The following is a 13,057-nucleotide window of genomic DNA, read 5'->3' on the forward strand; positions in this document are numbered from 1 at the left end:
GCTTCAGGAAGGTTAAATAACCGACGCAGGAAAAACGGAGACGTGACTTCGACCGTCCGACGGGCCGGCGCATTCGCACTCGTTGGAATGCTTTCGCTCTCCGCGCCGGTTCTGGGACGGGCCGCGGCGATTCCGTTCGTCGCCGTCGCCGTCCTCGCGCTGTTCGTCGTAGACGAGGGGCCGCTGTTCGAGTTGTTCGCCAGACCGGGCGACCACCAGGACAAGCGTCTCTACGGGCTCGCGGCCTTCTCGCTCGCGGCCGCCGGTCTCGCCATCCTCGCGTCCATCTTCCAGCTTCCCGTCTCCGTGTTCATCTCGAGCGTGCAGATTCTCGCCTTCGGCAACCTCGCCCAGGAGCTCGTCCGGCAGGGGAGCGACGAGCCGTTTCTCGCGACCGTTGGCTTCTCGACGGGTGGCTTCCTCGCTGGCGTGGCGAGCATGCTCGCCCTTTCTATAGTGAACATCGCACCCACGTCTCTCCCGCTGGCCGCGTTCCTCGCCGCGAGCGGAGCGCTGCTCGGAGCGCTCCTGCGGGCGGTCCTCTTCGAGCGCGACGACCCGCTCGTGATGCTCACCATCGGCTTCCTGCTCTGGCTGTTCGTCGACCTCGGCATCGAGGTATCGAGCCAGCAGGTGCTCCTCGCGCTCGTCATCACGGTCATCCTCGGCTACGTCTCCTACGCCCTCCAGACCGCATCCATCCCGGGAATGCTCACCGGCGTGCTCCTCAGCCTCCTCACCATCGTCCTCGGCGGCTACGGCTGGTTCGCCATGCTGATCGCCTTCTTCGGCCTCGGCGGCCTCTCGACGAAGTTCCGCTACGCCGAAAAACAACAGCGCGGCATCGCAGAGGACAACGACGGCGCGCGCGGCAGCGGGAACGTCCTCGCGAACGCTGCGGTGGCCATCGCCGCCGTCGTCGGCTACACGGCGAGTCCTGCGCTCACGACGCTCGACCCGGAACTGTTCCTCTACGCGTTCGCGGGGTCGCTTGCCGCCGCGATGAGCGACACCCTCTCCAGTGAAATCGGTGGCCTCTACGACACGCCACGGCTCATCACGACGCTCGAACCCGTCCCCGCCGGTACCGACGGCGGCGTGACGTGGCAGGGGGAAGTCGCCGGCGTTGGCGGGGCCGCGCTCATCGCCGTCATCGCCCTGTTGCTGTTCGAAACCGTCGGCACGCTTGGCGCTGGCATCGTCGTCTTCGCGGGCGTGGCGGGCATGACCGTCGATAGCCTGCTCGGGGCGACGCTCGAGGGCACCCGCCTCACGAATCAGGGCGTGAATTTCCTCGCGACGCTCGCCGCCGCCCTCGTCGGCGTAGGCCTCGCCCTCGCAACCGGCCTGGTCGGGCTATGATTCGTGAGGCGACGAAGAGTGACCTGCCCACGCTGCGAGCGATTCAGCAAGCGTCGCTCGACGAACCCTGGCCGGACCTGCTCTCGACTGCCGACGCAGGCGGTCCGCTCATTCTCGTCGCAGAAGACCCAGCACCCGTCGGCTACGCCGTGGCGATATCGAGCTCGGAGGCGACGTATCTGGCGGAACTGGCTGTCGAACCAACGGCGCGACGAAACGGCTACGGAACCGCTTTACTCGCTGCTGTTCTCGACCGGACGAATGGCCGGCTCGAACTGACGGTTCAGGAATCCGACGAGGGGGCGCAGAAATTCTACGACAGCCACAGCTTCGCGGTCGAAGAACGCCTCGAAGACTACTATAAAAGCGGTGACGGCCTGTTGCTCGTCCGCGACTCAGGCGAGTAACTGGTCTGCGGTTCGAATCCGCACGGCCGCCGGTTTCTTCACGAACTCGCCTTCACTTTTTGTGACGATTTGCTCGACGCCGCGCTGGGCGGCCACGTCGAGCACTTTCTGGCCGAGTTCGCCGTCCAGAACGACCGCGTGTGGCGGCACGTCTGCGTCCTTGAGCAGGTCAAAGGCGTTCGCCGCGGGGGCGTCGGCCACCGATTTGAAGTCGTCGTCAAGCAAGCGCACGAGCCCCGTCTCGTCGCCGATGACGGCCTTGACGTGACCGAGCAGTGTCTCCGGTTCGGGGCGCGGTTCGTCCGCGTCGTCGCTCGCCTCGCCGTCGCTTGTCTCGTCAGTTTCGGCGACGTCTTCGGAGGCTTCCTGTTCCGACTCGTCCGCCTCGGCGTCCGATTCGACGGCGACGTCCAGTTCTTCGAGAACTGTTCCGCCTGCCTCGGGTGGTGCGGGACGGGCGCTTCCGTCGGTTGCGGCAATGGCCTCGCGGGCGGCCGCCGCGTTCGTCACCTCGTCGTAGGGAACCTTCTCGCGGAGTGCGGCCATGACCTCGTGGCGGTCCAAATCCTCGACCGAGAGGCCGGAGGGCGCGAACGCGACGAAATCCAGGTCGCCGACCTGGGACAGTTCCTTCAGGATGAGTTCGCCCCCGCGGTCGCCGTCCAAGAAGGCCGTGACCGTCTTTCGCTTCGTGAGTTTTGCAACCGCCTCGGGGACGTTCGTCCCCTCGACGGCGATGGCGTTCTTGATGCCGTATTTAAGCAGCGTGAGCACGTCTGCGCGGCCCTCGACGACGATGATGGCGTCGCTGTCTTCGACTCGTGGGCCAGCAGGGAGGCCCTCGTACTCGGTGATGTCCTCGACGCGAATCGACCGGCGGACTTCCTCTATCAGTTCCTCACTGGAGAGGACGCTGTCGTCGAAGGCACTCACGATGAGGTCCTTCGCACGGTCGACGACGCGGCGGCGTTTCGCGGCGCGAACGTCTTCGATGTTCGCCACCTCGACGGTCGAACGACACGGGCCGACACGGTCGATGGTTTCGAGCGCCGCGGCGAGGATGGCCGTCTCCACCTTGTCGAGACTGCTCGCGATGGTGATGTTGCCGAACGAGTTGCCCCGTTCTGAGTCGATACTGACGTCTATCCGACCGACCTTCGATGAGTTCTGGAGGTCGCGGAGGTCTAAATCGTCGCCGAGGAGTCCCTCGGTCTGGCCGAAGATGGCCCCGACGACGTCACTCCGTTCGACCACCCCGTCGGCGGTGATGTCTGCGTGAATGAGGTATTTTGCTGAATCCTCCATGAGTGATGAACTGCCCCTGTGCGGGGCTGGATGATGATGAGGCCATGAGTGCGTTCATGGACACAAATAAAGATTCGCCACGCGCGATTCATATACCTTGTCGTCGGCGGTATCGCGTGGGCGCTCTCGTCCGGTTTTTGCGGCGGTTCGCGCGCCGTTTGCGTCCACCCGAAACTACACCTTCTCGGCCCGTGAGACACGGGGATATGGGTATCGAAGAAGCCGACATCGACCCCGAACAGTTTCTCTCAGACGTGGAGATGCGAATCGGCGAAGTCGTGGACGTCGCGCCGTTTCCGGAGGCCAGAAAGGACGTGTACAAACTCCGCATCGATTTCGGTGGGACCGTCCGCCAGTCCGCAGCCGGCCTGACCGAGAACTACGACCCTGACGACCTGCTCGGCAAGCAAGTGGTCGCCGTGGTCAATCTCGGAACCGTCAACATTGCCGGGTTCGAGAGTCAGTGTCTCGTCACCGGCGTAGACGACGAGTCGGGCACCGTCGTCCACCTGCGACCCGAACGCGAGGTGCCGAACGGAACCCGCGTGTATTGAAGGGAAAATTTCTTCAAACCGCAATTTTGGTCACATTTAGCAATGTTTAGATACTAGTAGAAGGTATTAACCAGTGATAATGCCCGGTACATGGAAGTACATTCTCTGGATTGCCGTGGCGCTCGTGCTGGTGGCGCTCTCGGTTCCGTGGTTCCTCTGGGGGGACTCGCGGGTCGCGTTTGGCTTGCCACTCTGGATATGGTGGCACGTCGGCTGGATGTTCGTGACCGCAGGCGCGTTCTACGTCTTCGCCCAGCGGGCGTGGGGCCTCGGCGTCGAGGGGGTCACCAGTGGCTGACGTCGCCCTGCAACTCGGTATCATCGGCGGCTACCTGCTGCTCACGCTCATCATCGGGCTCGTCGCCTACCGCCTCACGGACAGGACGGCCGAAGATTACTACCTCGCGAGCAGGACGTTTGGCACCGTCGTTCTCCTGTTTACGACGTTCGCGACACTCCTCTCTGCGTTCACCTTCTTCGGCGGCCCGAACATCTCCTTTAGCGCCGGCCCCGAGTGGATTCTGGTCATGGGGGTGATGGACGGCGTCCTGTTCGGGATTCTCTGGTACGTCGTCGGCTACAAACAGTGGGTCGTCGGAAAGGCCCACGGCTACGTGACACTCGGGGAGATGCTCGGCCATCGCTTTGGCTCGAAATCGCTCCGCATTCTCGTCGCCGCAATCAGCATCTTCTGGCTGTTCCCCTACGTGATGCTCCAGCAGATGGGTGCGGGCTCCGCCCTCGTCGCCCTGAGCGATGGGGCGATTCCCTACTGGGTCGGTGCCGGCGGCATCACGCTGTTCATGATCGCCTACGTCGTCGCCTCCGGAATGCGCGGCGTCGCGTGGACCGACACCCTCCAGGGTGCGTTCATGCTGGTCATGGTTTGGGCGGCTGTCCTCTGGATTCTCAGTTCGCTCGGTGGCCCGAGTGCCGCTACCGCGCAGATGGGCGCGGCACGGCCAGACTTTCTCTCACTCGGCGGGGGCCTCTACTCACCCCAGTACATCATCGGCACCGCCGTGAGCATCGCCTTCGGCGTGACGATGTTCCCGCAGGTGAACCAGCGATTCTTCGTCGCCGGGTCGAAGAAAGTCCTGAAGCGCACGTTCGCGCTCTGGCCGCTGCTCGTCGTCCTGCTGTTCGTCCCCGCGTTCATGCTCGGGTCGTGGGCGGCGGGCCTGAACCTCACCGTGCCCGAAAACGGCAACGTCCTCTCGGTGCTCCTGCGTGATACGACGCCCGCGTGGTTCGCGGCGCTCGTCATCGCCGGGGCAATGGCCGCGATGATGAGTTCCTCTGACTCCATGCTCCTCTCGGGGTCGTCGTACCTCACCCGGGACATCTACCGACAGGTGGTCAGCAGCGCCCGTCGCGAGGACACGGTCGCACGGATCGGCGTCGCCGTGTTCGCCATCGTCTCGTTCGTCGCGAGTCTCTTCGCACCCGGAACGCTCATCGAAATCGGCGCAACTGCATTCGGCGGCTTCGCTCAACTCGCACTCCCGGTCATCGTCGCGCTCTACTGGGCGCGAACGACCAAATGGGGGATGCTCGCGGGAATCATCGGTGCACAGGGATTTTATCTGTTCTCGGTGTTCCTCGTGCAGGTTCCCCGAACGATAATGACCTGGGACTCGTCACTGTACGGTATGGCGATTGGCCTCATCCTGACGGTCGGCATCTCGCTCGTCACGGCCCCCGCGGCGAGCGAAAATCGAGCAGTCTACTTCGAGGAGGTTCGCGCTGACTGATGGCGCGCACTGAATCGACTACTCACGACCAGACGCACGTCGTCCCCGTCGGCTTCGACTACGACCGACTCATCGCGCCGCTCGTGCGCGACCAGCACTCGGTGGACCGCGTGATTCTCCTCGAAGGCGCGGTGGGCAGCGAGGCGAACGTCGAGTACAGCAGACGCCTCGCCGAGAAACTCGAACGCGACTTCGCGAACCTGCTCGGCGCGGAAACCGAACGACTGGTCATCGAGAACGTCTACGACTACGACACCGCCTTCGAACAGGCCTACGAACTCGTAAACGACGAACTCGACGCCGGCAACGAGGTCTGGGTGAACCTCTCTGCGATGCCCCGGACCGTGAGTTTCGCCTTCGCGATGGCCGCCCACTCCGTGATGGTCGAGCGCCAGGAGGACCGCGAACGCATCCACACCTACTACACCGCCCCGGAGAAGTACCTGGAGACGGAACTGGCAGAAACCCTGCGCCGGGGCACCGACCTCGTCTCGGAACTCCAGACCGACGACCAGGACGAGCGCGTCTCCTCGTGGCTGTCGGAAGCGCAGTCGCTCCTCTCGGAGTTCGACGAGCGCGGGACGACCATCGGCGCGAAACCCGTAGAGGGCAGTCACATCGTTGAACTACCGGTGGCCTCGTTTTCGAGCGTGAAACCGTTCGAGGAGGTCATCCTGTTCAAACTCGGAGAGGACGGCGAGTTCGAGAGCGTGAGCGAACTGGCCCAGGCGCTCGCCGCCGATTTGGGCGAGGAGTATTCGGACAGCTTCCGCTCGCGGGTGATTTACACGGTCGACCGCCTCGGACCGGGCGGGAAAGGCTACATCGAGCAACGTGAAGAAGGGAAATCCTACCGGACGAAGCTCTCTCGAATCGGAAGCCTGTGGGTTCGCGCCCACGCAGACCGGTAAGTTAGTTTTCCAGTTTTTTGACGCGGGTGGCGAGCGCGAGGAACGTCGCGAGCACCGTGAGGGTAATCGCCCCCGCGGCGGCGATTTCGTGGCCCGGACTCGCGTGGGTCACGACGCCGTCTACGATTGGCTCCACCGCGGGCGGGAGCAGCGTGTGGTGGGGATTCCCGACGATGGGCACGAAGTAATCCACGACGTCGTTGAGGAGGTACCACCCGGCGGCGACGGCGACGGCCTTCACCGGGAAGTCCGTGATGCGGTGCAGGAGGAAGCCCTGGACGACCATCGCGAGGTGACTCCAGAAGAGGAAGTTGTACATCGCCCAGTGGAGGTAGTCGAACTCGGTCATGAACACGCCGAGGACGAACGGCGTCCACGCACCGAGTTTCAGACACCCGAAGAAGGCCAATGCTGAGAGATAGTCGTTCTGTCTGCCGAGGAGCCACGCCCCGAGCGCGAGGGCGATGAAGAGCGTGGCGACGGGGCTATCAGGAACCAGAGGCCACATCACCACCGGTTCGATGGAGAATTGGAACAGGTAGTAGTAGAAGCCGAAGGCCGTCCCTGCGAGGTTGACGAAGACGATGAGCCACGCGATGCGCAGGCCGAAGTCTTCGAGCCATTTAGGGAGGGGCGCAACGTACCACGGCAGGTCATCGGGTTCAGGAACCGGCTTGGAGAAGAGTCGAGAGAGCAATCCGCGCCCGGTTTCGGAGGCCATTGTCGGCAGAGAGGGGCGGGTGGGGCAAAAACGCTACTGAAGGTTACTCCGCATACCAGAGGACGCGACTACAGTCTGGGCACAGATACGCGTTGACGTTCGTCGCACCTTTGTAGCCGAATTTTCCCAATACGCCGCCACCTTCGCGGATGCGAATCATATCACCGTTCACGTCGGTGTCGTACTCGACCGACTCCATCGCGACGTCGCAGTCCGGGCACGTTCGAGACATACTGTAGCCAGCGTGTATCGTGATATAAATGTGGACACTGTCTCCTCGTGCGCCCGGCTACCACAATCGGTACGCATTAACCCTCCCAACCGCTAGGGTCGCGTATGCCTGAGGAGACCAATCTTGAGGAACTGAAGCGCGGCACCGAACTGGTGAAGCGCGGATTCGCGAAGATGCAGAAAGGCGGCGTCATCATGGACGTCGTCAACGCGGAGCAGGCCCGCATCGCGGAAGACGCTGGCGCGGTCGCCGTCATGGCGCTCGAAGCCGTCCCCGCAGACATCCGCAAACGCGGGGGCGTCTCGCGCATGGCCGACCCGGCGAAGGTCAAAGAAATCATCGAGGAAGTCTCGATTCCGGTCATGGGCAAGGCCCGCATCGGCCACACGACCGAGGCGCAGATTCTCGAAGCCATCGGCGTGGACATGATCGACGAGTCCGAGGTCCTGACGCCCGCGGACGACGCCTACCACATCGACAAGCGCAACTTCACCTCGCCGTTCGTCTGTGGCGCACGTGACCTTGGCGAGGCGCTCCGGCGCATCAACGAGGGCGCGGCGATGATTCGCACGAAGGGCGAGGCCGGCACGGGCGACGTGAATCAGGCCGTCAAACACCAGCGCGCCATTCGCGGCGCGATTCGCGAACTCGAAGGTATGACCTTCGAAGAGCGCGAGGCCTACGCCCGCGAAATCAGCGCCCCAGCCGAACTCGTCCACGAGACGGCCGAGATGGGTCGGCTTCCTGTGGTGAACTTCGCCGCCGGTGGCATCGCGACGCCCGCAGACGCGGCGCTCATGATGCACCACGGCTGTGACGGCATCTTCGTCGGCAGCGGGATTTTCGGCGCAGAGAACCCGCCGGTCATGGGCGAGGCAATCGTCGAGGCGGTCAACAACTGGGACAACCCCGAGAAACTCGCCGAGATTTCGTCGAACATCGGCAAGGGCATGAAAGGCGAGGCGAACGTCGACCTCCCCGAAGAGAAGAAGCTGCAGGGTCGCGGCGTCTAAGCCCCTCGAATTCTCTCGGTTTCGCTCGTGAAAAGCGATCGCTCAGTCCCGTTCGGGGACGAGCGTCGCGCGGGTGACAGCCTGTTGGTCGCTCTTTTCTAAGGCCTGCTGGGCATCTGCGAGGCAGAACTCCGCGTCGAGCAACGACTCGTAGGGGTAGTCGTCGATGTGGGCGTCGAGGAACTCCAGTGCGCGCTTTAAGTACCACGGCTGGTAGAACAGCACCGAGTACGTCGTGATGCGGTTCAGCGTGAGGTTCGCGGGCGTGAACTCGCCAGACAGGTTCGGCGAGATGTTCCCGATTTCGAGGTACCGCCCGCCGGAGCGAATCATGCGCGTCCCCTCGTCGAACACCTCGGGGAAGCCGGCGACCTCGATGGCGAGGTCCGCACCGCCACCGGTCACTTCCTGTGCGCGGCGGATGCGCTCGCCGGGCGATTCGAAGTCCGTGATGTCGATGACGTTGTCCGCACCGAAGTTCTCGGCCTGTTCGAGGCGATTTTCCGCGCCTTCGAGAACCGTGACGGTTGCGCCGTTCTCTTTGGCGACGGCGATGGCGTGGAGGCCGAGACCGCCGGCTCCCTGGATGATGACCTCCTCGCCTGCGGTGATGCCGCCAGCGTGGTCCACACTAAAGAGAATCTGGCTGAGCGCGCAGTTCGCGCTCGCCGCGACCTCGTTTGGCACGCCCTCGGGCACTTTGTAGAAGTACTGGTCCGGGTGGATGTAGTAGTGCGTCGCGAACGTCCCCCGGAAGTGCGGCGCGATGTGGTGGGGTTGCATCCACTCGCCGGTCGAGCGAATCAGGTCGCAGGCGTAGAACTGGCCGTTCGAGCAGGCCCGACACTCTCCGCACTGCTGGAAGTAGACGGGGACGACGAGGTCGCCCTCGGAGAGGCGGTTGCCTGCAGAATCTGAGGTTACGTCGTCGCCGAGTTCGGTGATTTCGAGGACAGCTTCGTGGCCGAACACCGCGCCCGACGGCACGGGGAACTCCTCGCGCCAGAAGTGCAGTTCCGAGCCGCAGACGTTCGTCTGGACGACTTCGGTGAGGACGGCCCCCTTTTCGACGTCGGGACGTTCGTCGATTTCGACGATGTCCACCTCCCGTTCGTCTCCCTTGACGACGACTTTCCCGAACATCTCAGTACTTGTAGTCCGTGTCGATTTCGCTCGCCGTCTCGACCATCGAGACTGCAGCGTCGCTGTACTGGAGCACCTTCTGCATGTCCCCATCGAGGTTGAACACGCCGCTCATCAGGCCGTCGATGGCTCCCACCTCGCCCTGTGTCAGGCGCACCCAGTCGGTGTAGTCGCCCCGATAGGCGAACCCGTAGTCGATGGCCTCCGGATTCTCTACCTGACGGCAGTCGTACACGTCGCCGTCTTCTAAGCCGATGAAGAAGTAGCGGTCGTCGGGCAGTCTATCGTCGGGTTTCAGATGGAAGATGAAGTCGCCGTTGAATCCCACACCCCAGCCCTGACTGGCTTTCGCGTATTCTTCGTTGTTCTGCAGTCGGTCCTCCCACTCGCTGATCCATCGGTCGCTCGGAAATTCGATTGCCATTGGTGAAACGGTCTCCGTCGCGTGATGCGACAACGTCTCACACTCAGACCGATTGACACCTAAACATTGGCCCGGAATACCGCCGTGTTTTAAGAGTGTCTCACGGGAACAGCGTCGCGCCTTGCCCGATGCGCGTCTGGTAGGCCCGGGCGTCAACGCCTACGTCGGCGAACCCGTCGAGCATCGCGTTGGCGATGGGGCGCTGGTCGCCCTCGTGGCAGGCGGCGATAATCGTCGGACCCGCCCCGCTCACGGTAACGCCCGTGGCACCGGTTTCGAGCGCCAAGTCACGGACGGTGTCGTAGCCCGTAATGAGTTCTGCGCGCGCCGGGGTGACGACGGTGTCGTGCATGCCCCGCCCCACGAGGACCGGGTCGTTTCGCGCCATCCCCGCGGTCAGGGTGGCGGCCTTGCCAACGGTATCGATGAGCTGGGAGACCGACGCCTGCTCGGGGACGACCCGGCGGGCGTCGCGCGTAGAGACGACGATGTCGGGCAGGCACGCCACGAGCGGGATGGAGGCGTCAATCTGCGCGATACCGTCCGGCGTCGCGATGGTGAATCCACCGAGAATCGAGGGCGCGACATTGTCGTCGTGGGCGTCCCCGGAGACGACGGCTTCCCCCTTCGCGGCGATGGGGACGAGTTCCTCGCGGGTGAGTCCCCGGTCGTAGAGTTCGTTGAGCGCGACGGCGGCGGCCGCGGCGCTCGCGGCAGAGGAGCCGAGTCCGGAGGCCGGACGGACTCCCTTGTCTATTTGAATGTGGGCAGGTGCGTCGAGTGCTCTGGCGACGGCCCCGACCGTGTTCTTGTTCGGGTCTTCGGGGATGTACTGCGCCCCAGTACCCGTCACCTCGATGGTCGTTCGGTCGGCCTTTTCGACGCGGACGATGTCCGCGGGCCGTTCGAGCGCCACCCCAAACACGTCGAAGCCACTCCCCAGATTCGCACTCGTCGCAGGCGCCCGCACGGTAAGCATGGCACAGGGTTGTGTGAGAGTCTGTTTATAATTGGCGGAGCATCGTTTCGCCTGACAGGAAGCCAAAACGTACATTGTTGCCGGTTCAAAACCTCCGGGCATGATAGGGGTCGTCGGCGGCGGTATCGCCGGACTCGCAGCGGCGTATCGCCTCCAGAACCACGGCCACGACGTGCACGTTTTCGAGGCCAGTGACGACGTTGGCGGACTCGCCGCCGTCTACGAGACGCGCGGCGACCGCATCGAAAAGTTCTACCACCATCTCTCTGCCTCTGAACGGACCATCATCGACCTCATCGAGGAACTCGGCCTCGACGAGAACCTGGAGTGGCCCATCGGCAAGAACGCCTACTACGTAGACGGCGTCATCCACCCGCTCGACAAGCCCTGGGAAATCGCCGCCTATCCACACATGAGCGTCTACGACAAGTTCCGGCTGACGATGCTCACGATGGAAATCGACATGCGCGGCGGCATCCCGAAGTTCGACACCTACGAGAAGCTCGAAGATTTCGAGGATGTGCCCATCAAGGATTTCCTCATCGAGCACACCACCCGCGGCGTCTACGAGAACTTCTTCGAACCGCTGCTCGACGCCAAGTTCGGGAGCAAAAAAGAGGACGTCTCCGCGGCGTGGCTGCTCGGGCGCATCAAGTTCCGCGGCGAGCGCGACCTGCTCCGGGGCGAACCACTCGGCTACCTCATCGGTGGCTTCGGGCAACTACTCGACGCCCTCGTAGACGAGGTGGGTCGCGAGAACATCACGACCGGCGCGCGCGTGACGACCGTCGATTTCGACGAACAAGTACGCTCGATTACCGTCGAGACTGAAGACGGAGCGACCGACCACGAGGTCGATTCGGTCGTCGTCGCCTCGATGCCGAACGTCTTAGAGGACCTCACGGGCTACGAGTGCGACATCGACTTCCAGGGGACGGTCTGTTCGGTCATCTCGATGGACGAACCGCTCACCGACACCTACTGGCTCAACATCGCGGACGACGCGCCCTTTGGCGCGCTCATCGAACACACGAACTACATCCCGCCCGAGCGCTACGGCGGCGAACACATCCTCTACGCGCCGATGTACATTCAGGAGCCAAGCGAGCGTCTCTGGCAGGCGAGCGACGCGGAAGTTGAGGAAATCTGGCTCTCCGGGTTAGAAGACCTGTTCCCCGACTTCGACCGCGACTCGGTGAACTGGATAAAGACCGCACGAAACCCGCGGACAGCACCCGTGTACGAACGCGGCTACCTCGACATGGTCGTGCCCTACGACCTCGGAGACGAGGTGGCCGAGGGCATCTACTACGCCGGCATGGCTTCGAAGGCGCAGTACCCAGAACGGTCGTTGAACGGCGGTATCGTCGCCGGCTACGAGGCCGCCGACGCGATTGCGAGCAAGCGCTGATTAGCTGTCCGGCGCGTAGGTGTCGCCCGTGACGAACACCGGGAGGTTCGTGTCGCGGGCTTCACGAGAGAGGCTATCCAGCCAGTTTCGCACCTTGTCGTGGAGGCCAGCTTTCTCCTCGAACGTGTCGTATCGAACGTCGTAGCCTTGCGGGAGTTCCGTCACCGTCGCGCTGGTGAACGCAGCGTGTCGGTAGACGCTGATTCGCTGGCCCGGTTTGTGCGTGAGTGCGCTGTTTCCGCGACGCAGGTGAAACTCTCCGAGGATGCCGCCCGTCTCGGTTCCGACGCCGGTGGTCAGACCGCCAGCGGTGAACAGAAAGATGACGGCGTCGCTGTGGGCCGCGAAGGCGACCGACTGGGCGAGCGGGTCCATGCCCTCGACGCGGGAGGTTCCGGGCTCACGCGCTCGATTTCGCGCCGCAGCCTGCTGGTGAGTCGGAATATCGATGTCTGTCGCGATGAACGCACGGCAGTTGTGGTGCTCGCGGAGTTCCGCACAGAAATCGCGGAGCGCCTGTTCCATATCGCCGGTTCCGTCGTCGGTTACGTGTTCGTCCGGGTCGAACAGTGGGTCTGCCTGAAACGGCGTTCGGAGTTTGTCCGCGTCGTCGTAGGCGTACGTCGCGTCGAATGCAGTGTACGGCCCCATGACGTACACGGTGAAATCGTTGTGCGCACCGAACTGTGGGGGTGTGGGCGCCTGCTCTGCGAGGATATCGGCGATTGGGCGCCCGTCGTACCGGAAGGTCGTCTGCCCGTCGAACATTATTCACGGAATCTCTGTGACGGGTAAAATAACCGCAGGGCGAGAACAGCTATATGTAGAAGATAAATAAAGA

At 63.3% G+C, this 13,057-nt stretch carries 15 protein-coding genes; 8 read left to right on the forward strand and 7 right to left on the reverse strand.

Features of this window, described 5'->3' with window-relative positions:
* Positions 1 to 42: 42 nt before the first annotated feature.
* Positions 43 to 1,362, forward strand: coding sequence for a DUF92 domain-containing protein (locus tag P0648_RS14300; protein ID WP_277504443.1), 1,320 nt, complete (start codon positions 43 to 45; stop codon positions 1,360 to 1,362).
* Positions 1,359 to 1,769, forward strand: a complete 411-nt coding sequence (locus P0648_RS14305) for an N-acetyltransferase (RefSeq protein WP_277504444.1) — start codon at positions 1,359 to 1,361, stop codon at positions 1,767 to 1,769. The genes P0648_RS14300 and P0648_RS14305 overlap by 4 nt, the downstream gene beginning before the upstream one ends.
* Here P0648_RS14305 and dnaG read toward each other — a convergent pair.
* Positions 1,758 to 3,074, reverse strand: a complete 1,317-nt coding sequence (dnaG, locus tag P0648_RS14310; protein WP_277504445.1) for a DNA primase DnaG — start codon at positions 3,072 to 3,074, stop codon at positions 1,758 to 1,760. The genes P0648_RS14305 and dnaG overlap by 12 nt on opposite strands.
* Before the next feature lie 206 nt (positions 3,075 to 3,280).
* Here dnaG and P0648_RS14315 point away from each other — a divergent pair, with 206 nt between their 5' ends.
* The 4 genes from P0648_RS14315 to P0648_RS14330 all read left to right on the forward strand — a co-directional run bounded on the left by P0648_RS14315 (position 3,281) and on the right by P0648_RS14330 (position 6,293).
* A complete protein-coding gene (locus tag P0648_RS14315) occupies positions 3,281 to 3,628 on the forward strand; it encodes a tRNA-binding protein (protein WP_277504447.1) in 348 nt (115 codons plus the stop codon).
* Between the two features lie 79 nt (positions 3,629 to 3,707).
* Positions 3,708 to 3,926: a DUF3311 domain-containing protein gene (locus P0648_RS14320; protein WP_276246587.1), complete on the forward strand. Its 219-nt coding sequence runs from the start codon at positions 3,708 to 3,710 to the stop codon at positions 3,924 to 3,926.
* On the forward strand, positions 3,919 to 5,382 hold the full coding sequence (locus P0648_RS14325; protein ID WP_276246586.1) for a sodium:solute symporter: 1,464 nt from the start codon (positions 3,919 to 3,921) through the stop codon (positions 5,380 to 5,382). The genes P0648_RS14320 and P0648_RS14325 overlap by 8 nt, the downstream gene beginning before the upstream one ends.
* A complete protein-coding gene (locus tag P0648_RS14330; RefSeq protein ID WP_276246585.1) occupies positions 5,382 to 6,293 on the forward strand; it encodes a DUF6293 family protein in 912 nt (303 codons plus the stop codon). The genes P0648_RS14325 and P0648_RS14330 overlap by 1 nt, the downstream gene beginning before the upstream one ends.
* Before the next feature lies 1 nt (position 6,294).
* On the opposite strand, the gene P0648_RS14335 is transcribed toward P0648_RS14330, so the two are convergent.
* Positions 6,295 to 7,014, reverse strand: a complete 720-nt coding sequence (locus P0648_RS14335; RefSeq protein ID WP_277504450.1) for a DUF1405 domain-containing protein — start codon at positions 7,012 to 7,014, stop codon at positions 6,295 to 6,297.
* 43 nt (positions 7,015 to 7,057) lie between these two features.
* Positions 7,058 to 7,246, reverse strand: a complete 189-nt coding sequence (locus tag P0648_RS14340) for a hypothetical protein (RefSeq protein WP_277504451.1) — start codon at positions 7,244 to 7,246, stop codon at positions 7,058 to 7,060.
* Positions 7,247 to 7,350: 104 nt separating this feature from the next.
* On the opposite strand from P0648_RS14340, the gene pdxS reads away from it, so the two are divergent.
* Positions 7,351 to 8,259 (forward strand): pyridoxal 5'-phosphate synthase lyase subunit PdxS, encoded by a 909-nt coding sequence (gene pdxS, locus P0648_RS14345; protein WP_276246582.1) that lies wholly within the window; start codon positions 7,351 to 7,353, stop codon positions 8,257 to 8,259.
* A 42-nt stretch (positions 8,260 to 8,301) separates the two neighbouring features.
* On the opposite strand, the gene P0648_RS14350 is transcribed toward pdxS, so the two are convergent.
* The 3 genes from P0648_RS14350 to P0648_RS14360 form a co-directional block, all read right to left on the reverse strand.
* Positions 8,302 to 9,402 carry a zinc-binding dehydrogenase gene (locus P0648_RS14350; protein WP_276246581.1) on the reverse strand — a complete coding sequence of 367 codons (1,101 nt, stop codon included), beginning with the start codon at positions 9,400 to 9,402 and terminating at the stop codon, positions 8,302 to 8,304.
* 1 nt (position 9,403) lies between these two features.
* Positions 9,404 to 9,826, reverse strand: a complete 423-nt coding sequence (locus P0648_RS14355) for an SCP2 sterol-binding domain-containing protein (RefSeq protein ID WP_276246580.1) — start codon at positions 9,824 to 9,826, stop codon at positions 9,404 to 9,406.
* A 100-nt stretch (positions 9,827 to 9,926) separates the two neighbouring features.
* Positions 9,927 to 10,805 carry a homoserine kinase gene (locus P0648_RS14360; RefSeq protein ID WP_276246579.1) on the reverse strand — a complete coding sequence of 293 codons (879 nt, stop codon included), beginning with the start codon at positions 10,803 to 10,805 and terminating at the stop codon, positions 9,927 to 9,929.
* A 100-nt stretch (positions 10,806 to 10,905) separates the two neighbouring features.
* Between P0648_RS14360 and P0648_RS14365 the strand changes: the two genes are divergently transcribed.
* On the forward strand, positions 10,906 to 12,216 hold the full coding sequence (locus P0648_RS14365) for an NAD(P)/FAD-dependent oxidoreductase (RefSeq protein WP_276246578.1): 1,311 nt from the start codon (positions 10,906 to 10,908) through the stop codon (positions 12,214 to 12,216).
* Here the strand turns inward: P0648_RS14365 and P0648_RS14370 are convergent, their stop codons facing one another.
* On the reverse strand, positions 12,217 to 12,984 hold the full coding sequence (locus tag P0648_RS14370; protein WP_276246577.1) for a hypothetical protein: 768 nt from the start codon (positions 12,982 to 12,984) through the stop codon (positions 12,217 to 12,219). It abuts the gene before it with no gap.
* Positions 12,985 to 13,057: the final 73 nt, after the last annotated feature.

Source organism: Haladaptatus sp. DYSN1, assembly GCF_029489995.1.
Classification (GTDB): domain Archaea; phylum Halobacteriota; class Halobacteria; order Halobacteriales; family Halococcaceae; genus QDMS2.

Bases quoted from the DNA above. Each gene is read 5' to 3' on its own strand.
- P0648_RS14305 (WP_277504444.1), top strand. From the start codon at position 1,359: ATGATTCGTGAGGCGACGAAGAGTGACCTGCCCACGCTGCGAGCGATT.
- dnaG (WP_277504445.1), bottom strand. From the start codon at position 3,074: ATGGAGGATTCAGCAAAATACCTCATTCACGCAGACATCACCGCCGAC.
- P0648_RS14315 (WP_277504447.1), top strand. From the start codon at position 3,281: ATGGGTATCGAAGAAGCCGACATCGACCCCGAACAGTTTCTCTCAGAC.
- P0648_RS14320 (WP_276246587.1), top strand. From the start codon at position 3,708: ATGCCCGGTACATGGAAGTACATTCTCTGGATTGCCGTGGCGCTCGTG.
- P0648_RS14330 (WP_276246585.1), top strand. From the start codon at position 5,382: ATGGCGCGCACTGAATCGACTACTCACGACCAGACGCACGTCGTCCCC.
- P0648_RS14335 (WP_277504450.1), bottom strand. From the start codon at position 7,014: ATGGCCTCCGAAACCGGGCGCGGATTGCTCTCTCGACTCTTCTCCAAG.
- P0648_RS14340 (WP_277504451.1), bottom strand. From the start codon at position 7,246: ATGTCTCGAACGTGCCCGGACTGCGACGTCGCGATGGAGTCGGTCGAG.
- pdxS (WP_276246582.1), top strand. From the start codon at position 7,351: ATGCCTGAGGAGACCAATCTTGAGGAACTGAAGCGCGGCACCGAACTG.
- P0648_RS14350 (WP_276246581.1), bottom strand. From the start codon at position 9,402: ATGTTCGGGAAAGTCGTCGTCAAGGGAGACGAACGGGAGGTGGACATC.
- P0648_RS14355 (WP_276246580.1), bottom strand. From the start codon at position 9,826: ATGGCAATCGAATTTCCGAGCGACCGATGGATCAGCGAGTGGGAGGAC.
- P0648_RS14360 (WP_276246579.1), bottom strand. From the start codon at position 10,805: ATGCTTACCGTGCGGGCGCCTGCGACGAGTGCGAATCTGGGGAGTGGC.
- P0648_RS14365 (WP_276246578.1), top strand. From the start codon at position 10,906: ATGATAGGGGTCGTCGGCGGCGGTATCGCCGGACTCGCAGCGGCGTAT.
- P0648_RS14370 (WP_276246577.1), bottom strand. From the start codon at position 12,984: ATGTTCGACGGGCAGACGACCTTCCGGTACGACGGGCGCCCAATCGCC.